This is a genomic window from Micromonospora sp. CA-263727 (genome assembly GCF_050942455.1).
GTDB lineage: Bacteria > Actinomycetota > Actinomycetes > Mycobacteriales > Micromonosporaceae > Micromonospora.
Genome location: NZ_CP192031.1, coordinates 5,401,749 through 5,428,180 on the forward strand (window position 1 = coordinate 5,401,749; position 26,432 = coordinate 5,428,180).

Below are 26,432 nucleotides of genomic sequence, written 5' to 3' on the forward strand. Positions count from 1 at the left end.
CCGGGGTGCACATGGCCCGATCGGTACCGTCCGGTTCGCCTGACCTAGGCTGATTGGCGTGCTGCACGTCGATCCATTCTTCCTGGCCACCTCGGCCGCGCCGCAGCTCACGGCCGGCGCCACCAGCACGGCCGCGACGCCGGCGGCAACGTCGGCCGCTACCGAGCTGGCGGCCGGCGCCGGGCTGCTGGCGGCCGAGGCCACCCCGCCGCCGTTCTCGATCACCGCCGTGTTCACCGAGGCCAGGCTGGACAGCTGGCTCGCCGTCGGCCTGGTGCTCGCCGCCGGCCTCTACCTCTACGGGGTGCACCGGCTGCGGGTACGCGGCGACCGCTGGCCGATCGCCCGGACGGTCTTCTTCCTCGGCCCCGGCCTCGGCGGCATCGCCTCGGTCACGGTCAGCGGGCTGCACGCGTACGACACCGCGCTGCTGTCGGTGCACATGGTGCAGCACATGGTGCTCTCCATGGTCTCGCCGATCTTCCTGGCGCTGGGCGCACCGGTGACGCTGGCCCTGCGTACCTTCCCGCCGGGGCCTCGGCGGCGGCTGCTCGCGGTGGTGCACAGCCGGGTCGCACGGATCTACACCTTCCCGCTGGTGGCGTTCGCCATCTTCGTGGTCAACCCGTTCGCGCTCTACTTCACCGACCTGTACCGCTACACCCTGGAACACGCCTGGGCGCACGAGCTGGTGCACGCGCACTTCATCATGACCGGCTGCGTGTTCTTCTGGCCGCTGCTCGGCCTGGACCCGCTGCCCGGACGCTGGCCGTACCCGGGCCGGGCCCTGCTGATGCTGCTCTCCGTGCCGTTCCACACCGTGCTCGGGCTGACCATCATGCAGAGCACCACCCTCTTCGGCGGCGACTGGTACCCCTCGCTCGGGCTGAGCTGGGCCGACCCCTGGGAGGACCAGGTCCTCGCCGGCGGCATCCTGTGGGCCGGCGGCGAGTTCGTCAGCGTGACGATGCTCGCGGTGCTGGTCGTGCAGTGGATGCGCCAGGCCGAGCGGGAGGCCCGCCGGATCGACCGCGAGCTGGACCGCCAGGAGGCCCGCCAGCGCGCCGCCGAAGCCGCCGGCTGAGACGGCCCGGGGCGGCGTGTCACGTGCGGCACACCGACCGGTACGATCGGCGACGCAGCTACCAGGTGGGAGCAACTAACAGCCATGAGCGAGCGAATCAAGCTCGGTGCGGTGGTGCCTCAGGACGGCACGGAGCGAAGCGGAGTGTCGGCATGAGCGATCGTCTGTGCACCGTCCTGCTCTACAGCGACGACCCGCAGGTGCGGGACCGGATGCGGCTCGCCGTGGGCACCCGTCCCGCGGCCGACCTGCGCGTCGAGTTCGTCGAGGCGGCCAGCTACGCGGAGTGCGTCCGGCTGGTCGACGACTACGAGATCGACCTGATGCTGCTCGACGGTGAGGCCACCCCGGGCGGCGGCATCGGCATCGCCCGGCAGATCAAGGACGACTACGAGGTTGCCCCGCCGACCTGCCTGGTGATCGCCCGCGCCGCCGACCGATGGCTCGCCGCGTACGCCGAGGTCGACGCCACCCTGGTGCACCCGCTCGACCCGATCACCACCGCCGCCACGGTGACCGAGCTGCTGCGGACGCACGCCCCCGCCTGACGCACCACTCCGGCACCGCCACGGCGCCGGGCGAGCCGGCGCCGGTCCCGTCCCACCCGTACTCGTCTGCTCGGGAGGCCCGCCATGGGCGATCGGACCTGGCCGCACCTGCTCTCCGCGCTGCTGCGCGGGGAGGAACTCTCCGCCGCCGACACCGCCTGGGCGATGGGCGAGATCATGTCCGGCTCGGCGGCCCCGGCCCAGATCGCCGGCTTCGCGATGGCGCTGCGCGCCAAGGGCGAGACGCCGGCCGAGCTGACCGGGCTGGTCGAGGCGATGCTCAGCCGGGCCGTCCCGGTGGAGCTGCCCGAGGAGGTACGCGCGACCGCGCTGGACGTGGTCGGCACCGGCGGCGACCTCGCCCACACGGTCAACATCTCCACCATGACCGCACTGGTCGTCGCCGGTGCCGGAGTACGCGTGGTGAAGCACGGCAACCGGGCGGCCTCCTCCTCCTGCGGCACCGCCGACCTGCTGGAGTTCCTCGGCGTACCGCTGGATCTCGGCCCGGAGGGGGTGGCCCGGTGCGTGGCCGAGGCCGGCATCGGCTTCTGCTTCGCCGCCCGCTTCCACCCGGGCATGCGCCACGCCGGCCCGGTCCGCCGCGAGCTGGGCGTGCCGACCGCGTTCAACTTTCTCGGCCCGCTGACCAACCCGGCCCGCCCCCGGGCCGGCGCGGTCGGCTGCTTCGACGCGAGGATGGCGCCGGTGATGGCGGCGGTCTTCGCCGCCCGGGGCGACTCGGTGCTGGTCATGCGCGGCGAGGACGGGCTGGACGAGTTCACCACCGCCGCGCCGACCCGGTTCTGGGTCGCCCAGGGCGGCACCGTCCGGGAGACCGTGGTGGACGCCACCGACCTCGGGGTGCCCCGGGCCACCCTCGCCGACCTGCGCGGCGGCGACGCCCCGCAGAACGCCGAGGTGACCCGCCGCCTGCTCGCCGGCGAGCCCGGCCCGGTACGCGATGCCGTCCTGGTCAACGCCGCCGCGGCCCTGGCCACCCAGACCCCCCTGGACGGCGACCTGACCACGGCCCTGCGCGCCGGCCTGGACCGCGCCGCCGCCTCCATCGACTCCGGCGCCGCCGCCCAAACCCTAACCACCTGGATCCAAACCGCCCGAACCCCCTAACCAAGGGGTGGCAGGCGGCTGGGATGACGAAGGCCCGCCTCCCCGAGGCGGGCCTTCGTGGGGTTATGGGTGGGGCGTGGGGGTCAGTGTTCGGCGGTGCGGCGGGTGCCGCTGTAGTACTCGAAGAGCAGGCCGCAGGCGGCAAAGACCACCGCGACCGCACCCACGCCGAGCAGCCAGAGCTGCCAGAACACCAGGCCCAGGCCGGCGACCGCGGCGGCCAGCGCCAGGCCGAAGGGCCAGTAGCTGCCCGGGCTGAAGAAGCCGATCTCGCCCGCGCCGTCGGCGATCTCGGCGTCCGGCCGATCCTCCGGGCGCAGGTCGATCCGGCGCGAGACGAACCAGAAGAAGCCGCCGCACATCGAGCAGAGCAGGAACGACAGCAGCAGGGCCACGGTGCCGATCCACTCGACGTGACCGCCCGAGTCGACCCACGTCCAACTGCCGTAGAGGGCCGTCGCGAAGAGCAGGAACGCGGCGATGATCAGGAAGATGCGCCACTCGGTCTTCATGCCGCTGCCTCAGCTTCCCGCGCCGGCCGGAGCGCTGCTCTGGTTGAAGTTGTCCTGGGTGCGCCGCGTCTCGAACGGTTTCGTGGTCACCGCGTACGGCTCCTCGCCGATCGCGGACAGCGCATCCTGGGTCGAGGCGCCGTCCTGCTTGGCGGCGAGGAACCGGTCGAACCTCTCCGGCGAGACCACCCGCAGCTCGAAGTTCATGAAGGCGTGGTAGCTGCCGCACAGCTCGGCGCAGCGACCCACGTAGGCCCCCTCGGCCTCCAGCTTGGAGACCTCGAAGACGTTGCGGATGCTGCCCGGCATGACGTCCCGCTTGAAGAGCATCTCCGGCACCCAGAACGAGTGGATGACGTCCTTGCTGGTCTCCTCGAACCGGATGGACCGGTCGGTCGGCAGCACCAGGATCGGGATGACCTCGCTGGTGCCCAGCACCGAGGCGGTGGTGTCGGCGTCGACGCCCTGGCCGTCGCGGTAGTTGAACTGCCAGTTCCACTTGAAGGCGACGACCTCGACGGTCACGTCGGGGTTGTTGGTGGTCTTCACCACGTCGGTCTGCACGACCGCGGTGTAGTAGAAGAGCACCGCGACGATCAGCACCGGCGCGATGGTGTAGAGGAACTCCATCGGCAGGTTGTAGCGGGTCTGCACCGGCAGGTCGTTGCCCCGCTTGCGGTAACGCACGACGCACCAGAAGATCAGGCCCCAGACGAAGACGCCGACCACGAGCGCCGCGATGCACGAGGCGATCCAGAGGTCGTACATCCGCCGGGACTCCGGGGTGATGCCACCCTGCGGCCAGCCGAAGCCGCCGAACGCCGCGCCGACGTCACAGCCCGTGAGCAGGACCAGCAGCGCCGCCCCACCGAGGCCGAGCCCGGCGAGACGCCCGGCACGACGCCCCCGGCGCCCACCGGCTCCTGGGGATGCGCTGCGCCGTACGGCCGTCGGCCGTACCTCCGAACTCCTTGCGACCACCTGGTCCTGCCTCCCTAGCGCGCCGCGGTGTTCTCCTCGATCCGGCCGGCTCCGCCGAGCGGAGCCGCTACACCAGCGGCAAAGGCGTCACCGACGGTCGCAGATTACTCGACCATGGCAGGCTCGACCCGGTTGGGGTCTGTGTCCGCACCCGACGGGGGGAACTTGTGCGGGCCGAGGCGATAGCGTGGCAAGACGTGATTCCTTCCCCGGTCTACCTGGACGCCGCCACCGCCGCGCCGCTGCACCCGGTCGCGCGGCAGGCGCTGCTGGCCGCGCTCGACGACGGCTGGGCCGACCCCGACCGGCTCTACACGTCCGCCCGGCGCGCCCGCCAGTTGCTCGACGCCGCCCGCGAGGCCACCGCCGAAACCCTCGGGGTACGCCCCGACGAGCTCTCCTTCACCGCCAGCGGTACGACGGCCGCGCACGGCGCCGTGCTCGGCGGCCTGGCCGGCCGGCGACGGGCCGGCGGTGTGCTGGTGCACTCGGCGATCGAGCACTCGGCCGTGCTGCACGCGGCCGAACAGCACGTGGCGCGCGGCGGAGCCGCTGTCGAGGTGCCGGTCGACCGGCTCGGCCGGTTGGATTTCGACGCCTGGTCGGCGGCGGTGGCCGGGCCCGGGGTGGCGCTGGCCGCCCTGATCGCGGCCAGCCACGAGGTGGGCACCGTCCAGCCGGTCGAGGCCGCGGCGGCGGCCTGCGCCGACGCGGGAGTCCCGCTCTACGTCGACGCCGCCCAGGTGGTGGGCCGGATGCCGATGCCGCCCGGCTGGTCGGCCCCGACGCCACCGGACAGGTCAGCCCCGACGCCGCTGCCAGCGGGCTGGTCGGCCCGGACGGCGGTGCCGGCGGGCTGGTCGGTGTTGACGGCGAGCGCCCGCAAGTGGGGTGGCCCGCCCGGCGTCGGCCTGCTGGCGGTCCGCAAGGGCACCCGCTGGGAGTCGCCGTGGCCGGCCGACGAGCACGAGTCCGGACGCACGCCCGGCCCGGTGAACCTGCCGGCGGTGGTGGCGGCGGCGGCGAGCCTGCGCGCGGCGGCGGCCGACGCGGCGGCGGAAGCCGCCCGGCTGTCCCCGCTGGTGGACCGGATCCGGGCCCGGGTGGCGGCCGAGGTGCCGGACGTGGAGGTGGTCGGCGACCCGGAGCGCCGGCTGCCGCACCTGGTCACCTTCTCCTGCCTCTACGTCGACGGCGAGGTGCTGCTGCACGCGCTGGACCGGCGGGGCTTCGCCGTCTCGTCCGGCTCGTCCTGCACCTCCTCCACGCTGCGCCCGTCCCACGTGCTGGAGGCGATGGGGGTGCTCTCGCACGGCAACGTACGGGTCTCGCTGCACGCCGGCACCACCGAGGCCGACGTGACACGCTTCCTCGCCGAGCTGCCGGGCATCGTGGCCGACCTGCGCGCCCAGGCCGGGGTGGTGGGGCTGTGACCGCCCCCGACGGCCCGGTCGCCGGGGGCGACGGCGGCCGGCCCGACGAGGTCCTCGACTGCCTCGGCCAGCGCTGCCCGCTGCCGGTGATCGCGCTCGCCCGCCGACTGCCGGAGCTGCCGGTCGGCGCGGTGATACGGGTGCTGGCCGACGACCCGGCAGCGGCGGTCGACATCCCCGCCTGGTGCCGGATGCGCCAGCAGGAGTACCTCGGCCCCACCCCCGGCCCCACCTACAACATCCGCCGGACCCGGTGAAAGGAAGGGCCCCCTATTAACGCCTGCGGTAGAGGAAGGGCCCCCTTTTAACACCGCACGCCGGCTCGGCACCGGGCGGCGGCATCAGCGTTGGGCGGCGGCATCAGGTTGGGCGGCGGCTCGGCGTTGGGCGGCGGGGGGCGCATTCACTGGTCGATCTGGAGCAGTCGCAGCCGACGACCGGCGCGGGCAGGCAGGCGCATGAACGAACAGAAACTGTCCAAGATCGGCGCAAGCGAGAGCGGGCGGACGCGAAAGCGGGCGGGAGGACGCGGGCGGGGACGGACGCGGGCGTTTAGGGGAGGAGGTGGGGGCGGATTTCGTCGGCGGCCTGGTCGCCGTAGGACTCGGCGAGACGCTTGACGAAGAGGTCGCGGCGGACCTGGTACTCCTGGGTGCCGACGGTCTCCAGCACCAGCGTGGCGAGCAGGGAGCCGACCTGGGCGGCGCGCTCCAGCCCGACGCTCCAGGAGAGGGCGGTGAAGAAGCCGGCCCGGAAGCCGTCGCCGACGCCGGTGGGGTCGACCGCCTGGGTCTCCCGGGCGATCGGTACGTGGATCGGGTCGATGTCCCGCCCGGCGATCTCCACCCCGTGCTTGCCCAGCGTGGTGACCCGGATCCGGACCCGGTCCAGCAGTTGGTCGTCGCTCAGCCCGGCCTTGCTCTGCAGCAGGGACTTCTCGTAGTCGTTGGTCATCAGGTAGTCGGCGCCGTCGATCAGCGCCACCACGTCCTCGCCGGCCATCCGGGCGAGCTGCTGGGACGGGTCGGCGGCGAAGGCGTAGCCGCGCTCGCGGCACTCGGCGGAGTGACGCAGCATCGCCTCGGGGTCGTTGGCGCCGACCAGCACCAGGTCCAGCCCGTCGAGGCGCTGGGCGACCGGGTGCAGCTCGATGTTGCGCGCCTCGCTCATCGCCCCGGCGTAGAAGGAGGCGATCTGGCACATGTCGGTGTCGGTGGTGCAGACGAAGCGGGCGGTGTGCGCCACCTCGCTGACGTGCACCGAGTCGCAGTCCACGCCGTGCCGCTCCAGCCAGGACCGGTAGTCGGCGAAGTCGGCACCGACGGCACCGAGCAGCACCGGGCGCAGTCCGAGCTGGCCCATACCGAACGCGATGTTGGCCGCCACCCCGCCCCGGCGCAGCACCAGGTCGTCCACCAGGAAGGAGAGCGAGACCTTGTGCAACTGGTCGGCGATGAGCTGGTCGGCGAACCGGCCCGGGAAGCTCATCAGATGGTCGGTGGCGATCGAGCCGGTCACGGCGATCTTCATGGCAACCCTCGGGTTCGGCAGCAGAGCCCGGTCAGCCTACCGACCCCGTGACCCCACCGCGACCACCCCACCGAACCCCCATCGAACCCCGGGCAGGCGAGGGGGTGGAGGCACGGCGGCGGGACGGCCGTGAGGCCGTCCCGCCGTCCCGTCGCCGTGCAGGCCGGTTCAGCTGAAGGAGTCGCCGCAGGCGCAGGAGTTGCCCGCGTTGGGGTTGTCGATGGTGAAGCCCTGGGCGTCGATCCGGTCGGCGAAGTCGATGGTGGCGCCGGCCAGGTAGGGGGCGCTCATCCGGTCGACGACGACCTCGACGCCGTCGTAGTCGGTGACGACGTCACCGTCGAGCGAACGCTCGTCGAAGAAGAGCTGGTACCGCAGGCCGGAGCAGCCGCCCGGCTGCACGGCGACCCGGAGCCGCAGGTCGTCGCGGCCCTCCTGCTCGATCAGGGCCTTGACCTTCTGCGCCGCGACGTCGGTGAGGACGACGGACGTGGGGGCCTTGGCCTCGGTCGACTCGGTCTGCGCTGGCGTGGTCACGTGGAATTCTCCCTGCGCGCGTTCGGTGTGGTCTCACCTGGCCAACGTCAGCCGCCGGTCAGCGATTCCCACAGTGGTCCAATTTCCGATTGTATGCCGCCCACGGCCGGCTCACCCGGCGACGTGACCAGCCACTCCGGCGGCCTCCGCCCCGGCACCGGCAGCAGCGCGGTCCGTGCGCCGCGAGCAGCGGCCTGCGGCGGCGTCAGCGGCTCCACTGCCGGGCCAGCCGGGCGCCGAGCGCCCGCAGCCCCTCCGCCGGCCGGTCCAGGGCGGCGGCCAGGCCGCCGCGCTCCTCACCGCCGAAGTGTTCCACCAGGCTGTACGCGTCGGTCACCCCGACCGATGCCGCCTCCCGCCGCCCGGTGCTCACCTGGCCGGCGAGCACCACGCAGGGTACGCCCCGGTCCCGGGCCGCGCCGGCCACTCCGGCGACCACCTTGCCGCGCAGCGACTGGTGGTCGAACTTCCCCTCCCCGGTGACCACCAGGTCGACCTCGTCGAGCACGGTTTCCAGCCCGATGGCCTGGCTGACCAGGCCGATTCCCGACTCGCACCGGCCACCGAGGGCCAGCAGCGCGGCACCGGTGCCACCGGCCGCGCCCCCGCCCGGCAGCGCGCCCAGTCCGGCGGGGCATTCCGGCAGATCCCGCTCCAGCACCTCGGCCCAGCGCCCGAGCGCGGCGTCGAGCAGCAGCACGTCGGCCCGGTCCGCGCCCTTCTGCGGCCCGAAGACGTTGCTCGCCCCGTGCAGCCCGAGCAGCGGATTGTCGACGTCGGTGGCGGCGACCAGCCGGGCGTCGCGCAGCCGGGGGGCGCCGTCGAGCGTGGCCGCGGCGGCGAGCGCGGCACCGCCGTAGGGCAGGGCCGTCCCGGTGTCGTCCAGCGGGACGGCGCCGAGCGCGGTGAGCATCCCCGCGCCGCCGTCGTTGGTCGCCGAACCACCCAGCCCGACGATCACCGTACGGGCGCCGGCCTCGACCGCGGCGGCGATCAACAGCCCCAGCCCGTACGAGGTGGTGGCCTTCGGGTCCCGCTCGGCGGCGTCGAGCAGGTGCAGCCCGCACGCCTGCGCGCTCTCCAGCCAGGCGGTCGCGCCGCCGTCGGTGAGCAGCATCTCACCGGCGGCCGGGCGGCCCAGCGGGTCGAGGGTCGACACCGGCGCCCGCCGGCCGGGCAGCGCCTCGGCGAGCACGTCGAGGAACCCGGGCCCGCCGTCGGCCAGCGGCCTGACCAGCAGGTCGTCGCCGGGTGCGACCTCCCGCCAGCCGTCGGCCACCGCGGCGGCCACCTCGGGGGCCGGCAGCGTGCCGGCGAACTTGTCCGGGCAGAGCAGTACGCGCATGCCTGGCAGTGTGGCAGCCCACACCGGCAGGGGCGGCAGGCCGATCACGCTGTGGGAGCATGGAGTGCGTGACGTCGACCTGGGTTGAGCCCTCCAACACCGCCACTGCGCTGCTGCTCCTCGGCCGCGGCAGCGACCCCGCCACCGAACGTGGCGTGGAGTGTCCGGGTGACCTGCCGGCGCCGAGCGACCCCGACCTGGTGGCCCGGGCGACCGCGGCCAAGGCCGCGCTGGGCGACCGGGTCTTCGTGCTCGGCCACCACTACCAGCGCGACGAGGTGATCCAGTTCGCCGACGTGACCGGCGACTCGTTCAAGCTCGCCCGCGAGGCCGCCGCCCGGCCCGGCGCGGAGTTCATCGTCTTCTGCGGTGTGCATTTCATGGCCGAGAGCGCCGACATCCTCACCTCCGACGCGCAGCGGGTGATCCTGCCCGACCTGGCGGCCGGCTGCTCGATGGCGGACATGGCCGTGCTGTCACAGGTCGAGAACGCCTGGGACGTGCTCACCGAGCTGGGTGTCGCCGAGCGGACCGTCCCGGTGACCTACATGAACTCCTCGGCGGACATCAAGGGCTTCGTCGGGCGTAACGGCGGGGTGGTCTGCACCTCGTCGAACGCGAAGCGGGCCCTGGAGTGGGCGTACCAGCAGGGTGAGAAGGTGCTCTTCCTGCCCGACCAGCACCTGGGCCGCAACACGGCGGTGCTGGAGATGGGCTTCTCGCTGGACGACTGCGTGCTCTACGACCCGCACAAGCCCGGTGGCGGGCTGACTCCGGAGCGGCTGCGTGACGCGCGGATGATCCTCTGGCGCGGGCACTGCTCGGTGCACGGCCGGTTCACCCTGGAGAGCGTGAACGACGTCCGCGAGCGGGTGCCGGGGGTGAACGTGCTGGTACACCCCGAGTGCCGGCACGAGGTGGTCAACGCCGCCGACCTGGTGGGCTCGACGGAGTACATCATCCGCACCATCGACGCGGCACCGGCCGGCTCGGCGTGGGCGGTCGGCACCGAACTGAACCTGGTTCGCCGGCTCGCGCTGGCCCACCCGGACAAGCAGGTCATGTTCCTGGACCGCGCGGTCTGCTACTGCTCGACGATGAACCGGATCGACCTGCCGCACCTGGTGTGGGCGCTGGAGGAGCTGGCCGCCGGCCGGGTGGTCAACCAGATCACCGTCGACCCGGACACCGCGCACCACGCCCGGGTGGCGCTGGACCAGATGCTCGCGCTGCCCGGCGCGTAACCACGGGGCCACTACCCTCGGTAACACCAGTGGTACACGAAAGTGCCGGATCACCGATAAATGCCCTCCAAGGCGGTGTGACCGGATCCATTCTCATCACGGAGGGCTATGCTGCCGGGCGACGACACACGCGGGCGTGGCGTTTGGACGCGACCGCTTCCGGGGTAGCGACCCGGTGGTGTCCCCACATCCGAACGGCAGCACGCACGCGCTGGAGGTTGCGTTGACCGACGACGTCCTGGTCGTACACGGAGGCACCCCGCTGCAAGGGCGGATCCGGGTGCGCGGCGCGAAGAACCTGGTTTCCAAGGCGATGGTCGCCGCGCTGCTGGGCGACAGCCCGAGCCGGCTGTACGACGTACCGAGGATCCGTGACGTGGAGGTGGTCCGGGGCCTGCTCGGACTGCACGGTGTCAAGGTCACCGACGGCGACGAGGACGGCGAGCTGGTCTTCGACCCGGCGAACGTGGAGAGCGCCAGCACCGACCAGATCAACGTGCACGCCGGGTCCAGCCGGATCCCGATCCTCTTCTGCGGGCCGCTGCTGCACCGCCTCGGCCACGCCTTCATCCCGGACCTGGGCGGCTGCCACATCGGGCCCCGGCCGATCGACTTCCACCTGCAGGCGCTGCGGGAGTTCGGCGCCACGGTCGACAAGACCCCCGAGGGGCTGCACCTCTCCGCGCCGAACGGGCTGCACGGCACCAAGTTCTCGCTGCCCTACCCGAGCGTGGGCGCGACCGAGCAGGTGCTGCTCACCGCGGTGATGGCCGAGGGCGTCACCGAGCTGCGCAACGCCGCCGTGGAGCCGGAGATCATCGACCTGATCTGTGTCCTGCAGAAGATGGGCGCGATCATCAAGGTGCACACCGACCGGGTGATCGAGATCCAGGGCGTACCGAAGCTGCACGGCTACACCCACCGGCCGATCCCGGACCGGATCGAGGCGGCCAGCTGGGCCGCGGCGGCGCTGGCCACCCGCGGCCACGTCGAGGTGCTCGGCGCCGAGCAGGCCGACATGATGACCTTCCTCAACGTCTTCCGCTCGGTTGGCGGCGAGTACGAGGTGACCGACACCCGGCCGCCGCGGCTGGGCCACCCGGGCCAGGAGGGCGGCATCCGGTTCTGGCATCCGGGCGGCGAGTTGCAGGCCACCGCCCTGGAGACCGACGTGCACCCGGGCTTCATGACCGACTGGCAGCAGCCGCTGGTCGTCGCGTTGACCCAGGCGCGTGGCCTGTCGATCGTCCACGAGACGGTGTACGAGCAGCGGCTGGGTTACACCGAGGCGCTCAACACGATGGGCGCGAACATCCAGGTCTACCGGGACTGCCTGGGCGGCACCCCGTGCCGCTTCGGCCGGCGCAACTTCAAGCACTCGGCGGTGATCGCCGGGCCGAGCAAGCTGCACGCCGCCGACCTGGTCATCCCCGACCTGCGGGCCGGCTTCAGCCACCTGATCGCCGCGCTGGCCGCCGAGGGCACCTCCCGGGTGTACGGCGTCGACCTGATCAACCGTGGCTACGAGGACTTCGAGGCGAAGCTCGCCGACCTCGGCGCGCACGTCGAACGGCCGTAGTCCCGGCCACGGTCACGCCCACCCGCTGGCGTCCGGTGCACCCGCGATGTGCACCGGACGCGTGGTGTTGGCTACCCTTGCCGCGTGCCGTCGCTGTTTCGTCGCAAGTCCGCCGACCTCGCCGATCCCGCCACCCAGCCGGTAACCCCGGCCGAGGAGGAGGCGGCCGAGGCCGCCCATCCGCGTGGCTACACCCCGGCCAAGGGGCGGGAGACCCCCAAGCGGCCCGCCACCGGCCGCCGGCCGGCCGGCTCGACCAAGCCGCTGACCAAGGAGGAGGCCAAGGCGCTGCGGCGGGAACGGCGTGCCGAGGCGGCGGCCGAGTTCCGGCGTGAGGGTGGCCCCCGTGACCGGGGTCCGGAGCGGCTGCTGGCGCGGAACGTGGTCGACTCCCGGCGTACCGTCGGCACCTGGTTCTTCGGCGGCGCGCTGGTCGTGCTGATCGGCTCCAACCAGGCGATGCCCCCGGTGATCCGGCTGGCCTCCAACCTGCTCTGGGGCGCGTTGGCGATCGGCGTGGTGATCGACTCGGTGCTCATCTCGCGGAAGATCAAGAGGCTGGTCCGGGAACGCTTCCCGAACACCGGCCAGCGGATGGGGTCGCTCTACCTCTACGCGATCATGCGGGCGATCACCTTCCGGAAGCTCCGCACCCCGCAGCCCCGGGTCGCCATCGGCGATCCGGTCTGACCCGTCAGGGCACGCCGAGCAGGCGCAACAGCGCCGCGGTGCCGGCGGCGGCGAGGACCACGAGCACGAACGGCGCCCGCCGCCACGCCAGCAGCACCCCCACCAGCACCCCGGCTGGCCGGGCCCAGCCGGCGAACCCACCGGCCTCGGTCAGCGCCGCGGTGGCCGCCAGCGCCGCCAGCAGGGCCGCCGCACCGATCGGCAGCAACCGCCGCGCCCACGCCGGCAGGTCGAGCCGGTCGCGCAGCAGCACCCCGGCGACCCGGAAGCCGTACGTCCCGACGGCCAGCGCCACGATCACCGCGATCAGCATCACGTCTCCTTCCGGCCGGCCGGCACCACGTCGGCCCCGACCGGCGGTTCGCTGGCCGGCGGCGTACCCGTCTGCGGAGCCGGCCGCCGGAGCTGTCGGGCGGCCAGCAGCGCCGGACCGGCCAGCGCGAGCAGCACCGGCAGGCCGGCCGGCAGCAACGGCGTGGTCAGCACCGCCAGCACGGCGCCGGCCAGCGCCACCTGCCGGGTCTCCCGGTCCCGCAGGGTGGGCAGCAGCAGGGCGATCAGGCCGGCCGGGAACGCGGCGTCCAGCCCGAGCGCGGCCGGATCGCCGGCCACTCCACCGGCGAGCACGCCGAGCACGGTGCCGGCGTTCCAGGCCAGGAAGAGCAGGGTGCCGGCGAGCCAGAACGCCCGTCGCCGCACGGCGCCGGGCGGCCGGGCCAGGGTGAAGGCGGTCGTCTCGTCGGTCATCAGGTGACTGCCGAGCAGGCGGTGCCGAAGCCGGCGGCCGATCGTGTCGCCGAGGGTCAGCCCGAAGGGCAGGTGCCGGGCGTTGAGCAGCAGCCCGGCGAGGACGGCGGCCAGCGGGCTGCCGGCGGCCACCAGGCCGACCGCCATGAACTGGGCGCCACCGGCGTAGACCAGCACGGACATGACGACGGCCGCCCAGCCGGGCAGCCCGGCGGCGACGGCCACCGCGCCGAACGAGGCGCCGACGGCCACCATCGCCGCGCCGATGGCGGCGACGTCGCGGATCATTGCCGCCCCCGGCGTTCGTTCTGGCGTACGCATGGTCCATCATGATGAACAGGCCCCTGCCGTTCGTCAAATAGAACAGCATGACCGACGGAGCGAACGATGTCCCCGGATCCCACTCCCCCGCTGGCCGCCATCGCCGCCGCGCTGCGGTACGAGCGCCAACGGGTCGGCATCTCCCTGACCGAGCTCGCCCGCCGGGCCGGAATCGCCAAGTCGACCCTGTCCCAGCTCGAATCCGGCGCGGGCAACCCGAGCGTGGAGACACTGTGGGCGCTGGGGGTGGCGCTCGACGTGCCGTTCAGCCGCCTGGTCGAGCCGCCGGCGACCAGCGTGCGCGTGATCCGGGCCGGCGACGGCCCACGGATCCGCTCCGAGCACGCCGACTTCAGCGGCACGCTGCTCAGCGCCGGCGCCGCGCACGCCCGCCGGGACGTCTACCTGATCGAGCTGGAGCCGGGCCGGGTACGCGCCGCCGACCCGCACACCCCACGCAGCGTCGAGCACGTGGTGGTGGGCTCCGGGCGACTACGCTGCGGCCCCGAGCACGACCAGGTGGAACTCGGCCCCGGGGACTACGCCACCTTTCCCGGTGACGCGCCGCACCACTACGAGGCCCTCGAACCGGGCACCTTCGCCGTACTGGTCATGGAACACCCCTGACCCGGCCACGAGCGTGGCGACCGCCGGCTGACGATGGGTGGAGTATCCTCGGAAGTCCGATCCAACCAAAGTCCTAAATGTCCGGATCAATAGGATAACGTTTGGGGTCGGCGAGGCCTGCCACAGTGGCGGTGACCGAGCCCGCGCCGCTACCCTCCTTTCGCAGCCATTCGGTGCCGGGACGAGCGACTTTGCCGGTTCCCGGGGGTGCCCAGCGCGACCATTTCCAACGAGGTGACATCGCCGTGAGCGAGCGGACGCGAGCCGACCACCGGGGCGCGGCCGTGAGCGGGCGGACCCCGAGCCGGCGCCGTACCGCGGCCCGGTCCGGATCGTCCGGTGCCGTCGCCTCCGCCGGGCGGGTCCGGGGCCTCCGTGTCGCGGCCGGCGCCGCCTGCCAGCGACGTTCCGGCGGCAGCGACGGGTCCGGCGGATGAGTCGCGGCTACGCCGACCGGTGGCACGATCCCGCCGAGCCGTCCTGGGCCGGCGAGCCGACCAGCGAGTGGCAACCGCAGTTTCCTGGCCAGCGCTATCCGGGCGACATCGGCATCGACCACCAGCCGCCGCCCGCCCGGGGCCGGGCGAGCGCCGTCGGACGGGCCGAAGTGCCCCCGCTGGCACCGACCCGGCCCGACGGCACGTACGTGGGCAAGTCCTGGGCCGACGAACCGGACGGCTGGCCGGGCCGGAACGAGGCGCCCGACCCGCGGCGTCACGACGCTGCCAACGGTGCGCGGGGGCACGACCGGTCGTCGTACCCCGGGCCGCGATCGGAGCAGCCCCGCGCCGAGGGCCGGCGGTCGCGTCACGCCGAGCCGGGACGGAGCGGCGACGGGGTCACCTGGTCCGACTTCGGCCCGCAGGGTGGGAATGGCGTCCCCACCCGACGCGACCCGGACCGACGTGCTCCGGACCGGCGCGACCGGCGCGAGCCCGACTGGCGCGACTCTGATCGGCGTGACCCCGACCGACGCGAGCCCGATCGGTATGACTCCGACCGACGCGACCCCGACCGACGCGAGCCCGATCGGTATGACTCCGACCGGCGCGACTCCGACCGGTATGACCCCGACCGGCGTGACTCCGCTCGGCGTGACCCCGACCGGTATGACCCCGACTGGCATGACTCCGCTCGGCGCGGCCCCGACCGGCGCGGACCGGACCGGCGGGATTCCGGCCGGCGTGACCCGGATCCGCGCGAGCAACGTGACCCGGACCGGCGCGATCGACGCGACCCCGAACGCGGGCAACGCGGCGCGGACCGCTACGCCCAGCGACCCCAGCGGTCCGAGCCGACCGACCGCGACCAGCACCGGTTCCGCGGCACCCCGGTCTCGCCGGCCGGTCGGCCGGAACCCGGTCGGCTGCCGGATACCGGCCAGGAGCCGCGCCGGCCCGCGGCCGGGCAGCGGCCGGTCGATGGTCCCGACCGCCGGTCCGCCGACGACAACTCCCGGCGTCCCCGCTACCAGTGGAGCCGCCATCCCGGCCAGCCCTCGTTCGACGAGGGCCCCGTGGTGGACGGTTACCAGGACGATTTCAGCCTCGGCGACCCGGACGGCGCCCCGTACCCGGACGGCTACGTTGACGACGAGCCAATCCGCTCGGGTGGGCCCCGCGACGAGTGGGACCGCCCCGACTGGTCGCCCGAGCGGGATCGCCCCGAGCCGGCATCGCCCCTCGATCCGCAGGCGTACGCGCCGCCGCGCGGTGAGCTGCCCTGGCCGGAGCCGGGCCCGCTGCGTCCGGGCAGCGGGCGGGACCACCGCGAGTACCAGCGACCCACCGCACCGCCCGAGGCCGACGCCCCGCGCCGCGACGACCGGCGGCGGGCCGCCCCACCGGACGTACCCGGACCGGGGCGGTTCCCGGCCGACCGGCCGGCCGCGCAGCGACCCGACCTCGACCGTCCAATCTCGCCCGCGCCCGACCGCGACACCGCCCGCCCCGGCCGGCCGCACCTGTCGGTGGTCCCCGACCCACCGGTTCCGCCGGCCCGACCCGTCTCCCCCGCCCCGGCGCACGACCGGCCGGTCTCGCCCGCCGCCGGGCGGGCCCGGCCGGCCGCGCCCGCGCCGGAGCAGGACCGGCCCGACGTCACCAATCCCTACCGGGACCGCCCCCCGGCCGCGGCCCGGGACCGGACCGACATCCCCGCCCCGGGCCGGGACCGGCGCCCCACCGCACGCCCCGACCAGGATCGGCCCGACAGTCCCGGCCCGCACCGGGACCGCCCCACCGCACCCGGTATCGACCGGCTACCGGCCGGGGACACGGTGCGGCCGGCACCGCTGCGTCAGGACGAGGTCCGTCCGGCTCCGCTGCACGAGCACCAGGTCCGGCCCGCGCCCCTGCACGACCAACCGCTCGTGGCCACACCGCCACCGGTCCCGACGCCCTCGGTCGCTGCCGGGCCACCCCCCGCTCCGCCACCCACCGCCCGGCCCGTCTCCGCACCGCCCACCCACCGGCCCGTCTCCGCCGTACCCGCCCAGCAGCCCAGCAGCCCACCGCCGCCCCATCGGCCCGCCCCCACGCCCCCCACTCGCCGACCCACCTCCGCACCACCCACCTCCCCGCCACCCGGCCAGCGACCCACCTCGGCACCGCCCAGCCAGCGGCCGACCTCGGCACCACCCGGCCAGCGGCCCGTCTCGGCACCGGCCACGCCGGGACCGGCGTCGGAGTCCCCGGCCTGGGCCGCCCGACCGGCCGCCGAGCAGCCACCGCTGAGCCCGCCGGCAGGGCCGTCGCACCGCCGGGCCGGTGGTCCAGCCGGTGCTCCGGATGCCCCGGCCGCCGGTGACCACGCGGCCGGATTCCCGCCCGCACCCGCCGGTGACCACGCGGCCGGGTTCCCGCCCGCACCGCCCAACGTGGGCCACCGCCCGGCGACGCCACGGCCAACGGAGCCGGAGCCGGCACCCGTCGCCCACCAGTCGACCCGGTACGTCCCGCCGCCGACCGAGCCGGTCCGGCCCACGCCGACTCCGCCGAAGGCCGACGGCCCGCAGGGGTGGTTCGGGCCAGCCGCGCCGCCCGCCCCGCTCGCCCGGCCACCGAACCGGCGCAGCCGGCGGCGCCGGTCTCCGCGCACGCCGGCCCGCCGGCACCGGTTTCCGCACCGCCGATGTCAGCGCCACCGGCCTCCGCGCGGCCGACGTCAGCACCGCCGATGTCACCCGCCTCCGGACCGCCGGCATCGCCCGTTTCCGCCCCCCCGACGACGCCGGCCTTCGCGGCACCGGTTTCGGGACCGCCGCTCGGCCCACCGGCGACACCGGTCTCCGCGCCCCCGGCGCCGCAGGCCGCCGTGACGCCGATCTTCATACCGCCGGCGACACCCATCTCCGCTCCGCCGGCACCGCCCGTCTCCGCACCACCGGTCTCCCCGTCCCCGATGTCGGGACCGCCGGCTGCCGACACCGCGCCGCCCGTCTCCGCTCCGCCCGCCGACCCGAGCCCTCCCGCGCCGCACGCCGACCCGCCCCCATCCGAGCCGCCCGCCGGCGCCAGCCCGTCCACACCGGAGGGCGAGGCCATGACGCCGGCCGGCGACGAGTCGGCGTCCGGGATGGCGGACGACGCCGATCCGGTACCCGAGCCGCCGGCCGATCCCGAGCAGGTGTTGGCGACGTACCGCTGGCGTCTCGACCCGACCAGCCTGCGTGAGGTCGTGGACGACCCGGAGGAACTGCGGACCGTCCGGGACCGGCTCACCGACAAGCTCGCGACGGCCCTCGACAACCGGTCCCGGGCCCGGCTGCTGAGCCTGCGGGCGGTGGCCTCGCGGGTCCTCGGCGACCTCGACGACGCACTGGCCGACGGCCGGATGGCGCTGACCTACGCCGAGGCGACCGGGGAGCTTCGACGCGCCGCGCTGGCCCAGGCACGGCTGGCGCACGTGCTGCGCTGGCGCGGCGAGTTCGCCGAGGCGGACCGGCTGTTCGCGGAGGCCAACTCGGCCGAGTTGCCTGACCGGCTGCGGGCCGCCCTGCACGAGCATGCCGCCCGCTGCTGCTACGACCAGGGCCGGCTGATCGAGGCCTGCCACCACTTCGAGCGAGCCCTCGACCTGCGCGGCGAGGGCGACGCCGAACTGCTGGACCGGGTCCGGGTCGGGCTGGACGCGATCGCCGCCCGGGCCGAGGCGGGCGACTTCGGGCCGTACCCACGCGGTTGGGACGAGATCCTGGAGCGTGACCGGAGCCCGGTGCCGGCCCGCGACGGTGGTCAGGGTCTGTGGGGCTACGCGGACGCCGAGGGCGACATGGTGGTGCCGGCCCGGTACGCCGAGGCGCAGCCGTTCCGGGACGGTCTGGCCTGGGTACGCGGGCCACAGACCGACCGGTGGTCCCTGATCGACCTGGCCGGCGAGACCCGGATCGGGCCGACTTTCCTGGCGGCCCGGCCGTTCTCCGACGGGCTGGCCTGGGTGGTACGCGACGAGAGTGGCTGGCTCGCCGTCGACACCGCCGGTGAGGTGGTCGTGCCGCCCGGCTTCGGCGACGTGCGGCCGTTCTGCCGGGGTGTGGCGGCGGTCCGCCGGGAGGGCTGGGGCGCCGTCGACCGGACCGGCCGGATCGTGGTGCCCACCCGCTACCACGGTTTCCACACCGCGCTCGCCGACGGCCGCTACGTCGACGGCTTCACCGAGGAGGGGCTGGCCGTGGTCGACCTGGCCGGTCGCAAGGGCGTGGTGGACCGTACCGGCCAGGTGATCGTCGCACCGGCGCACCCGGCGCTGCTCATCCACCCGGTGGCCTTCCTGGCGACCAACGGCGCGGGCCGCTGGGGCGCGCTCGACCGGCGGGGCGGGCCGCTGATCGACCCGGTGTTCCGCAACCCGGCCGAGGTCGTCGTGGAGATCGAGGCGCTGCTGGCGGACGCCAACCCGGTGCTCTGAAGCGCCGCAAGAGTGCCCGCCGGAGCCGCCACGGTGCCCGCCGGCCAGATCACATGGCGGTCTTGTCCCGGGTGCGGACTAGGGTCGGGGTATGGAATTCCGACACCTGGGCCGCTCCGGCCTGATGGTCAGCGAGATCTCGTACGGCAACTGGATCACCCACGGCTCGCAGGTCGAGGAGGACGCCGCCGTCGCCTGCGTCCGAGCCGCCCTGGACGCCGGCATCACCACCTTCGACACCGCCGACGTCTACGCCGGCACCCGCGCCGAGGACGTGCTCGGCCGGGCGCTGGAGCACGAGCGGCGCGAGGGCCTGGAGATCTTCACCAAGGTGTACTGGCCCACCGGCCCGGGTCGCAACGACCGGGGCCTGTCCCGCAAGCACATCATGGAGTCGATCAACGGCTCGCTGCGCCGGCTGCGGACCGACTACGTGGACCTCTACCAGGCCCACCGGTACGACTACAGCACTCCGCTGGAGGAGACGATGGAGGCGTTCGCCGACGTCGTGCACTCCGGCAAGGCGCACTACATCGGCGTCTCCGAGTGGAAGGCGTCGCAGATCCGCGAGGCCCACGCCCTCGCCCGGGAGCTGCGCATCCCGCTGGTCTCCAGCCAGCCGCAGTACTCGATGCTCTGGCGGGTCATCGAGAGCGAGGTCGTCCCCACCAGCGAGGAGCTCGGCCTCGGTCAGATCGTCTGGTCGCCGATGGCGCAGGGGGTGCTCTCCGGCAAGTACCTGCCCGGCCAGCCTCCGCCGGCCGGTTCCCGGGCCACCGACGAGAAGTCCGGCGCGGGCTTCATCGCCAAGTGGCTGACCGACGACGTGCTGACCCGGGTGCAGCAGCTGCGGCCGTTGGCCGACCAGGCCGGGCTGACCATGGCCCAGCTGGCCGTCGCCTGGGTGCTACAGAACCCGAACGTCTCCTCCGCGATCATCGGGGCGTCCCGCCCCGAGCAGGTGCACGACAACGTCAAGGCGGCCGGCGTCAAGCTCGACGCCGCCCTGCTCAAGGCGATCGACGAGATCGTCGAGCCGGTGACCGAGCGCGACCCGGCGCGTACCGAGTCGCCGGCCGAGCGTCCCTGACCCGGCCCGGCCCGGTCGGCGCGGGACGCGTCGGCCGGGCGCTCGGGCCGCCTCCCGCCGGCCGGGCCGCTCGGATCAGCTCTGCCGGCCGGGCCGCTCGGGTCAGCTCTGCCAGAAGCGGACCAGCTCCAGGCCGGTGGCGTAGAGCCAGGGCGGCAGGCCGAGGAAGTTCGCGATCGCGAAGACCGCCTCGAAGAACCAGCCGCCGATCCGCGGGTTCCACAGCAGCGCGAAGAGCAGGATGAAGCCGTACGGCGCGAAGAGGTCGTACATCCGCCGCCACTGCGGATTCAGCCACGGCTGGATCATGTTGCCGCCGTCCAGGCCGGGCACCGGCAGCAGGTTGAGCACGCTGGCGGTGAGCTGGAGGAAGGCGAGCAGCGCCACGGCCGCCCAGAACTCCACCGGGCCGCCGCCGGGCGCGCCGAGCCGCAGCACCGCCACGAGCACCAACGCGAAGAGCACGTTGGTGGCCGGGCCGGCGAGGCTGACCAGGGTGTGCCGCAGCCGCCCGGAGATCACGTGCCGGTCCACCCAGACCGCGCCGCCCGGCAGACCGATGCCGCCGAGCAGCACCACCACCACCGGCAGCGCGATGGAGAGCAGCGGGTGGCTGTACTTCAGCGGGTTGAGCGTCAGGTAGCCGCGGTGCGCCACGCCCCGGTCGCCGAACCGGTACGCGACCACGGCGTGCGCGTACTCGTGCAGGCAGAGCGAGACCACCCAGCCGGAGACGACGAAGCCGAAGACCGCGAGCCGGACGTTACCGACCCCGTGCCAGGCCAGCAGGGCGCTGGTCACCAGCAGCGCGACCAGGGCGAGGAAGACCGGGCTGGGCCGGAAGGCCGCCCGGGGCACCCCGAGCACCAGCGGCTCGGCGTCCCGCCCGGTCATCACTCGGCCACGGGCAGCAGGCTCATCCGGTAGTCGACCCGATCGTCCTCGACGAGCGCGACCGAGGTAACGCCGGACGCCGCGAGCTCCCGCCAGGTCTGGCCGATCCAGGACTCGGCATCCGCCTGACTGCCGAACGACTCGCCCGGCCCGTCGACCGGCTCGCCGTTGGTGCCCTCGTACCGCCAGCTCCACGCCATGTGCGCGTCTCCCCTCGCCGCTGATGTCCCGTGGGACGGGACCCCCGCCAGCGTAGTCGGCCGTTCGAGCAGCGGCTGTGCCGTCGCCCGGTGAGGCGGCGCCCATCCAGAGGGCGGCCGGTGAGCGGGCGGCCGGACCCCGGGCGTGGATCGACGGCCGGTACCGTGACCCGGTGCTGACTTCGGGGGTCGTGCTCAGCGAGCGGTACCGGCTGGGCGAACGGGTGGCGGCCGGCGGGATGGGCGCGGTCTGGCGGTGCACGGATGTCCTGCTGGGCCGGGTGGTGGCGGTCAAGGTGCTGTTGCCGGGGCTGACCGCCGACCCCGAGTTCACCGCCCGGTTCCGGGCCGAGGCACGGATGCTGGCGGCCCTGCGACACCCCGGGGTGGTCGCGGTGCACGACGTCGGGCAGGCCACGCTCGCCGACGGCGGTCACGTCGACTACCTGGTGATGGAGTACGTCGACGGCGAGCCGCTGACCGCGCGGCTACGACGGGTGGGGCGGCTCGATCCGGTCACCACCATGTCGGTGGTGGCCCAGACCGCCGAGGCGCTGCACGCCGCCCACCTGGCCGGCATCGTGCACCGGGACGTGAAGCCGGGCAACCTGCTGGTCAAGCCGGACGGTCGGGTGGTGCTGGTCGACTTCGGTATCGCCCGGTCCGGCGCGACGGCGGGGATCACCGCCGCCCACACGGTGCTCGGCACCGCCTCGTTCATGTCCCCCGAACAGGCCGCCGGCCAGCCCATCTCCGGAGCGAGCGACATCTACGCGCTCGGCGCCGTGGCGTACCTCTGCCTCACCGGGCGGCCACCGTTCGTCGGGGACAACCCGCTCGACGTGGCGCTGCGGCGGCTGCGCGAGGAGCCGCCGCCGCTGCCGTCGGACGTGTCGGCACCGGTGGCCTCGGTGGTGTCCAGGGCGATGGCGAGGGATCCGGCCGGCCGGCACGCCAGCGCGGCCGAACTGGCCAACGCCGCAACCGCGGCCGGCCGCACCGCAGCGGCCGGCAGCGCGGCACCGGGCGGCAGTCCGGCACCGGGCGGCCCATCGCTCGTCGCGGGGCATGCCTGGGCGGCCTCGGCGTCGCCTGATCCGGGGCCGCGACCGGCCGGCGCGGCCCGCGCCACGGTGCCGCCGGCCGGGCCCACCGACGCCGGGGCCGAGGCGACCACCCTGGGCACGACGACACCGGTGGGCCGGAACCGGACCCGCCGGCTGCGGCGTCCGGCCGTGCTGGCTGCCGCGGTGGGCGTCGTGCTCGCCGCCGTGGCCGGGGTGGTGGCGGTGGCGTCACGGCCGCCGGTCGACGACGACGCTGCCGCCGCGCCCAACGACCCGCCCGTGCTGATCGGCGACCCGGGGCTGGTGGCCTCCCGGCGCGCCGGCACGGGCGGCACCGGTGAGCCGAGGGAGAGCCGGTCACCGTCGGCGGTGTCGACCCCGTCGCCGGGCCGCAGCAGCACCCCGGCGAGCACGCCGGGACCGGGCGCCTCCTCCCCCACCCGGCCGAGCACCGCGCCCAGCAGCGGGGCGGCCGAGATACCCAACCCCTATACCGCGGTCCAGGCGTGCGGCAGCGGATACAAAGTGATCAACTCGGCGACGCTGACCGCCGGTGGCCGGCGGCAGGGCAGGGTTCACCTGCTCTACCACGCGGGGACCGGGTCGAACTGCGTGGTGACGCTCAAGGAGACCGCGGTCGGCACGGCGACGCCGGTGTCGGCCTTCCTGGAGGTGCAGGGCCGGGCCCGGTCCACCGACAGCGGCTCGTTCCGGTACTACGCCGGGCCCGTCCGGGCCGGTGCCGCCGGAACCTGCGTGAAGTGGGGCGGCTCCGCCGGCGGAGCCAGCCACAGCAGTCCCTTTGAACACTGCGGTTGACCGCCCTCCGCACGGGTATGCCGCTTCTTCCGCGACCGACGTCGGTACAGGAGGCGGCGATGATGAAACCGATCCCGGAGATGGACACGGCGGAGCTACGCCACATCGCGGTGCACGGGGGCATCGAGGGCGCGCGGGAGATGGACCGGGAGGAACTGATCGACGCCCTGGTCGCCCGCCCCGGTGAGGGAGCCTGGCAGGAGGATCCGAAGCCGGCCGACGTCAACCCGAACGACTTCTTCTACCACGGCCCGGAGCAGCGGTGAACCGTACCGGGCGGCAGCGTCACGGCCAACCTGCGCTGCCCGTCGCGCGCCGAGGGTCGTAAGGTACGGGCATGTCGCTAGACGGGTGGAACACGCTCCTGGTGCTCGGCGGTACCCGCTCCGGCAAGTCGGAGTTCGCCGAGTCCCTGGTGGCCGACGCGGCCACGGTCCGGTACGTGGCCACCGCCGCTGGCGGAGGCGACGACGACGCGGAGTGGGCGGCCCGACTCGCCGCACACCGCGCCCGCCGGCCGGCGGCCTGGAGCACCGAGGAGACCGCGGCCGACCCGCGCCGGCTCGCCGACGTGATCGCCGCCGCCCGGCCGGAAGAGACGCTGCTCGTCGACGACCTCGGCGGCTGGGTGAGCGTGCTGCTCGACCCGGCCCACCAGCCGGCCGACGACACCGCCACCGTCGACGAGCTGGCCGCCGCCGTCCGCTCCTGCGCGGCACGGCTGGTGCTGGTCAGCCCCGAGGTCGGGCTCTCCCTGGTGCCGACCACGCCGCTGGGCCGGGCGTTCACCGACGCGCTCGGCACGGCCAACCGGGCCGTCGCCGACGCCTGCGACGCGGTGGTCCTGGTGGTCGCCGGCCAGCCGTGCCGGTTGAAGCCGGCCACCGCCGGGCCCGCGCCGGTCGGCCCGACGCCGGGCCGGACCGCCGGGAGCGGCCTCGGCACGACGGTACCCGCGCAGGCCGGCCCGGCCACCGGGCAGGCCGCCAACGGCGCCGTCCCGGCACTGCCGGCCTCGCCGCCGGTGACCACGCCGGAGCGGCCCGCCGCACCGGCCGGCGACACCGATGTACGGCCGGTGCCCGTGCCGACCCGACCGCTGGCCGGGACGGGTCCGGTCATCCAGTCCGGCATGGACCTGCCCATGCCCGACGAGTACGCCGGGCCGCAGGCCGTGGACCGGCTGGCCACCCTGGACGTGCCGGGCACCGGGCTGGGCGCCCTGGCGCAGGTGGTCTCGTTCGCCGCGGCCACCCAGGGCACGCCGACCCCGTTGCCCTGGCAGTCGGTCCGGGTGCTGATGCTGCACGGCGACCACGCCGGTGGCTCCGCCGCCGGCACCCGGGTCGGCGAGTCCACCCGGCGAGCCGACCAGGCGCGTGCCGGTCAGGGCGTGCTCGCCCGGCTGGCCGCCGAGAGCGGGGCGAGCCTACAGGTGGTGGAGGCGCCCGCGGCCGAACCCATCGAACACGGACCGGCGCTGACCGCTGAGCAGGTCGAGTCGGCCCTGCACTACGGCTGGCGGCTGGCCGAAGAGGCCGCGGAGGCCGGCGTACAACTGCTGGTGCTGGCGGCCTGCGGTGCCGGCACCGAGGCGGCGGCGGCAGCGGTGCTGGCGGCGACCGCCGGCGCCGAGCCGCCCACGGTGCTCGCCCGGGTGGTCACCGGGACCGGCGAGATCGACGACGTGGCCTGGATGGCCCGTTGCGCGGCGGTCCGGGACGCCCTGCACCGCACCCGCCGCTCCTCGCGCGACGCCAAGGACGTGCTGGCCGAGTTGGGTGGTGGGGACATCTCCGTCGCCACCGGTGTCCTGCTCGGCGCGACCGCACACCGGGTTCCGGTGCTGCTGGACGGCCCGGTCGGCGTGGCGGCCGGGCTGGTCAGCCGGGATCTCGCCGGGCAGGCCCGGCACTGGTGCCTGCTGGCCGACCACGGTGGGCACCCCGCCGTCCGGCTGGCCGCCGACGTGCTCGGCCTGGACCCCCTGGCCGAGCTGCGACTCGACCTCGGCGAGGGGGCCAACGCGCTGACCGTGCTGCCGCTGCTGCGGTCGGCGGTGGCGCTGGCCGCCACGCTGCCGCCCCGCCCCGCCCCGGCCGGCGACGATCCCGCCGCCCCCGACAGTGCCGCTGGTTCCGCAAGTGCTGCCGGCTTCGGCCCCGGCGGTGCCCAGGGCGACGGGACGCAGGACGACGCGACGCAGGACGACGGGGCGCTGCCCGACGATGCGGCCCGGCCGGAGGAGTCCGTCGAGGACGCCGAGCCCGACTTCCGCGAGCCGGAGCCCGACGGGCCGGGGCCGACCAGCACGGAACCGACCCACCCGGCGGACCACTCCGGCTCGCGTGCCGGCTGAGCCCCGGCTCGGCCACGGGGCGCGGCTGGCGCTGACCACCCTCACCATCGCACCGGTGCGGGCCGGCCGGGTCGACCGGGCCACGGCCGGTACCGCGATGGCCCTCGCGCCGGCGGTCGGTGCGCTGCTCGGCCTGCCGCTCGCCGGCGTGCTGCTGCTGCTCGACGTGGTCGCCGCGCCACTGGTCGCCGCCGGGGTGACGGTCGCGGTGGGCGCCCTGCTCACCCGGGGACTGCACCTCGACGGGCTGGCCGACACCGTGGACGCGCTCGGGTCGTACCGGCGGGGACCCGCCGCGTTGGAGATCATGAAGAAGCCGGACGTCGGGCCGTTCGGTGTGGTCGCCCTGGTGCTGGTCCTGCTGGTGCAGGCCGCCGCGCTGGCGGAGCTGGCCGGTCGAACCCGGCCGGCAGCGCTCGCGGCGGTCGTGACGGCCGCCGCGGCCGGCCGGCTCGGAGTGACCCTGGCCTGCCGGCGGGGGTGCCGGCGGCCCGCCCGGAGGGGCTCGGCGCGCTGGTGGCCGGCACCGTCGGGCCGGTCGCCCTGGCCACCGGGACGGCCGCCGTCGCGCTGCTCGCGGTCCCGGCGGTGCCGGGCCGCCCCTGGCAGGGCCCGCTGGTCGTGCTCGCCGCCCTCGCCGTCGCGGCCGGGCTGCTGCGACACGTGGTACGCCGGCTCGGTGGCATCACCGGTGACGTGCTCGGCGCCACGGTCGAGCTGGTCACCACGCTCGTCTACCTGGGACTGGTGCTGTCCGGCTGAGCCGGGACACCGCCGGCGGGTAGC

23 protein-coding genes and 2 pseudogenes are annotated in these 26,432 nt (G+C 74.7%); 16 read left to right on the top strand and 9 right to left on the bottom strand.

Features of this window, described 5'->3' with window-relative positions; genetic code table 11:
- Positions 1–82: 82 nt before the first annotated feature.
- The 3 genes from ACQPYA_RS23530 to trpD all read left to right on the top strand — a co-directional run bounded on the left by ACQPYA_RS23530 (position 83) and on the right by trpD (position 2,763).
- Positions 83–1,084, top strand: a complete 1,002-nt coding sequence (locus ACQPYA_RS23530) for a cytochrome c oxidase assembly protein (protein WP_433533584.1) — start codon at positions 83–85, stop codon at positions 1,082–1,084.
- 152 nt (positions 1,085–1,236) lie between these two features.
- Positions 1,237–1,632: a hypothetical protein gene (locus ACQPYA_RS23535; protein WP_433529263.1), complete on the top strand. Its 396-nt coding sequence runs from the start codon at positions 1,237–1,239 to the stop codon at positions 1,630–1,632.
- Positions 1,633–1,716: 84 nt separating this feature from the next.
- A complete protein-coding gene (trpD, locus tag ACQPYA_RS23540) occupies positions 1,717–2,763 on the top strand; it encodes an anthranilate phosphoribosyltransferase (RefSeq protein ID WP_433529264.1) in 1,047 nt (348 codons plus the stop codon).
- An 83-nt stretch (positions 2,764–2,846) separates the two neighbouring features.
- Here the strand turns inward: trpD and ACQPYA_RS23545 are convergent, their stop codons facing one another.
- Both ACQPYA_RS23545 and ctaC read right to left on the bottom strand, forming a co-directional pair.
- Positions 2,847–3,275 (bottom strand): cytochrome c oxidase subunit 4, encoded by a 429-nt coding sequence (locus tag ACQPYA_RS23545; protein WP_433529265.1) that lies wholly within the window; start codon positions 3,273–3,275, stop codon positions 2,847–2,849.
- 9 nt (positions 3,276–3,284) lie between these two features.
- On the bottom strand, positions 3,285–4,256 hold the full coding sequence (gene ctaC, locus ACQPYA_RS23550; protein ID WP_433529266.1) for an aa3-type cytochrome oxidase subunit II: 972 nt from the start codon (positions 4,254–4,256) through the stop codon (positions 3,285–3,287).
- A gap of 197 nt (positions 4,257–4,453) precedes the next feature.
- Between ctaC and ACQPYA_RS23555 the strand changes: the two genes are divergently transcribed.
- Entirely contained in the window at positions 4,454–5,689 is a 1,236-nt protein-coding gene (locus tag ACQPYA_RS23555) for a cysteine desulfurase family protein (RefSeq protein WP_433529267.1), read from the top strand.
- Positions 5,686–5,946: a sulfurtransferase TusA family protein gene (locus ACQPYA_RS23560; RefSeq protein WP_433529268.1), complete on the top strand. Its 261-nt coding sequence runs from the start codon at positions 5,686–5,688 to the stop codon at positions 5,944–5,946. Before ACQPYA_RS23555 ends, ACQPYA_RS23560 begins: the two co-directional genes overlap by 4 nt.
- Before the next feature lie 295 nt (positions 5,947–6,241).
- Here the strand turns inward: ACQPYA_RS23560 and ACQPYA_RS23565 are convergent, their stop codons facing one another.
- The 3 genes from ACQPYA_RS23565 to ACQPYA_RS23575 all read right to left on the bottom strand — a co-directional run bounded on the left by ACQPYA_RS23565 (position 6,242) and on the right by ACQPYA_RS23575 (position 9,101).
- Positions 6,242–7,219, bottom strand: a complete 978-nt coding sequence (locus tag ACQPYA_RS23565; protein ID WP_433529269.1) for a carbohydrate kinase family protein — start codon at positions 7,217–7,219, stop codon at positions 6,242–6,244.
- Between the two features lie 168 nt (positions 7,220–7,387).
- A complete protein-coding gene (gene erpA / locus ACQPYA_RS23570) occupies positions 7,388–7,756 on the bottom strand; it encodes an iron-sulfur cluster insertion protein ErpA (RefSeq protein ID WP_013735179.1) in 369 nt (122 codons plus the stop codon).
- A 205-nt stretch (positions 7,757–7,961) separates the two neighbouring features.
- Positions 7,962–9,101 (bottom strand): glycerate kinase family protein, encoded by a 1,140-nt coding sequence (locus ACQPYA_RS23575; protein ID WP_433529270.1) that lies wholly within the window; start codon positions 9,099–9,101, stop codon positions 7,962–7,964.
- A 68-nt stretch (positions 9,102–9,169) separates the two neighbouring features.
- Between ACQPYA_RS23575 and nadA the strand changes: the two genes are divergently transcribed.
- The 3 genes from nadA to ACQPYA_RS23590 all read left to right on the top strand — a co-directional run bounded on the left by nadA (position 9,170) and on the right by ACQPYA_RS23590 (position 12,614).
- Positions 9,170–10,345 carry a quinolinate synthase NadA gene (nadA, locus tag ACQPYA_RS23580; RefSeq protein ID WP_433529271.1) on the top strand — a complete coding sequence of 392 codons (1,176 nt, stop codon included), beginning with the start codon at positions 9,170–9,172 and terminating at the stop codon, positions 10,343–10,345.
- Between the two features lie 223 nt (positions 10,346–10,568).
- Positions 10,569–11,924 (top strand): UDP-N-acetylglucosamine 1-carboxyvinyltransferase, encoded by a 1,356-nt coding sequence (gene murA, locus ACQPYA_RS23585; protein WP_433533585.1) that lies wholly within the window; start codon positions 10,569–10,571, stop codon positions 11,922–11,924.
- A gap of 84 nt (positions 11,925–12,008) precedes the next feature.
- Positions 12,009–12,614 carry a DUF3043 domain-containing protein gene (locus ACQPYA_RS23590; RefSeq protein WP_433529272.1) on the top strand — a complete coding sequence of 202 codons (606 nt, stop codon included), beginning with the start codon at positions 12,009–12,011 and terminating at the stop codon, positions 12,612–12,614.
- Between the two features lie 4 nt (positions 12,615–12,618).
- Here ACQPYA_RS23590 and ACQPYA_RS23595 read toward each other — a convergent pair whose 3' ends face one another.
- Together ACQPYA_RS23595 and ACQPYA_RS23600 are read right to left on the bottom strand one after the other, a co-directional pair.
- The gene (locus ACQPYA_RS23595; protein WP_433529273.1) at positions 12,619–12,927 is read right to left on the bottom strand and encodes an AzlD domain-containing protein; all 309 of its coding nucleotides are present in this window, start codon (positions 12,925–12,927) and stop codon (positions 12,619–12,621) included.
- Positions 12,927–13,682 carry an AzlC family ABC transporter permease gene (locus ACQPYA_RS23600; protein ID WP_433529274.1) on the bottom strand — a complete coding sequence of 252 codons (756 nt, stop codon included), beginning with the start codon at positions 13,680–13,682 and terminating at the stop codon, positions 12,927–12,929. Before ACQPYA_RS23600 ends, ACQPYA_RS23595 begins: the two co-directional genes overlap by 1 nt.
- A 66-nt stretch (positions 13,683–13,748) precedes the next feature.
- On the opposite strand from ACQPYA_RS23600, the gene ACQPYA_RS23605 reads away from it, so the two are divergent.
- From ACQPYA_RS23605 to ACQPYA_RS23620, 4 genes and pseudogenes are all read left to right on the top strand, one after another.
- Entirely contained in the window at positions 13,749–14,309 is a 561-nt protein-coding gene (locus ACQPYA_RS23605; RefSeq protein WP_433529275.1) for a helix-turn-helix domain-containing protein, read from the top strand.
- 433 nt (positions 14,310–14,742) lie between these two features.
- Positions 14,743–17,628 (top strand): hypothetical protein, encoded by a 2,886-nt coding sequence (locus ACQPYA_RS23610; RefSeq protein ID WP_433529276.1) that lies wholly within the window; start codon positions 14,743–14,745, stop codon positions 17,626–17,628.
- Between the two features lie 47 nt (positions 17,629–17,675).
- Positions 17,676–19,217: pseudogene (locus ACQPYA_RS23615) on the top strand (WG repeat-containing protein); the annotation flags it as partial.
- Between the two features lie 91 nt (positions 19,218–19,308).
- Entirely contained in the window at positions 19,309–20,307 is a 999-nt protein-coding gene (locus ACQPYA_RS23620) for an aldo/keto reductase family protein (protein ID WP_433529277.1), read from the top strand.
- A 102-nt stretch (positions 20,308–20,409) separates the two neighbouring features.
- Here ACQPYA_RS23620 and ACQPYA_RS23625 read toward each other — a convergent pair whose 3' ends face one another.
- A complete protein-coding gene (locus ACQPYA_RS23625; protein WP_433529278.1) occupies positions 20,410–21,201 on the bottom strand; it encodes a site-2 protease family protein in 792 nt (263 codons plus the stop codon).
- Entirely contained in the window at positions 21,201–21,401 is a 201-nt protein-coding gene (locus ACQPYA_RS23630; RefSeq protein ID WP_433529279.1) for a hypothetical protein, read from the bottom strand. The genes ACQPYA_RS23625 and ACQPYA_RS23630 overlap by 1 nt, the downstream gene beginning before the upstream one ends.
- Positions 21,402–21,574: 173 nt before the next feature.
- Here ACQPYA_RS23630 and ACQPYA_RS23635 point away from each other — a divergent pair, with 173 nt between their 5' ends.
- From ACQPYA_RS23635 to ACQPYA_RS23650, 4 genes and pseudogenes are all read left to right on the top strand, one after another.
- Positions 21,575–23,287: a protein kinase domain-containing protein gene (locus ACQPYA_RS23635; protein ID WP_433529280.1), complete on the top strand. Its 1,713-nt coding sequence runs from the start codon at positions 21,575–21,577 to the stop codon at positions 23,285–23,287.
- A 59-nt stretch (positions 23,288–23,346) separates the two neighbouring features.
- Positions 23,347–23,553, top strand: coding sequence for a hypothetical protein (locus ACQPYA_RS23640; protein WP_433529281.1), 207 nt, complete (start codon positions 23,347–23,349; stop codon positions 23,551–23,553).
- A 71-nt stretch (positions 23,554–23,624) separates the two neighbouring features.
- Complete coding sequence (locus ACQPYA_RS23645; RefSeq protein WP_433529282.1) at positions 23,625–25,646, top strand: bifunctional adenosylcobinamide kinase/adenosylcobinamide-phosphate guanylyltransferase; 2,022 nt, start codon at positions 23,625–23,627, stop codon at positions 25,644–25,646.
- Positions 25,636–26,408: pseudogene (locus ACQPYA_RS23650) on the top strand (adenosylcobinamide-GDP ribazoletransferase). The gene ACQPYA_RS23645 and the pseudogene ACQPYA_RS23650 overlap by 11 nt, the downstream one beginning before the upstream one ends.
- Positions 26,409–26,432: the final 24 nt, after the last annotated feature.